1 pseudogene is annotated in these 226 nt (G+C 41.6%); it reads left to right on the forward strand.

Going from position 1 to position 226, the window contains the following annotated elements:
* Positions 1–226 (forward strand): annotated as a pseudogene (locus tag P5674_RS26425) (Uma2 family endonuclease); the annotation flags it as partial.

The following is a 226-nucleotide window of genomic DNA, read 5'->3' on the forward strand; positions in this document are numbered from 1 at the left end:
AACTGCAACTATTCTTAGGGATAGAAAATCGTCAACTCCGCTTTTTTAGTCCTGAGGGTGTTTTAGTACCCACTCCCGAAGAATCAGCTACGGAAGCTCAACGACAGTTAGGAAGTGTTCAAAATGAGTTAATCACTACTCAAAATCAATTAGAAATCGAACGACAACAAAAAGACCAACTAGCGGCTAAATTGCGAGAGTTGGGAATTGACCCCGAACAGTTGTC

This window comes from Limnospira sp. PMC 289.06, from assembly GCF_032350395.1.
Taxonomy (GTDB): Bacteria; Cyanobacteriota; Cyanobacteriia; order Cyanobacteriales; family Microcoleaceae; genus Limnospira; species Limnospira platensis.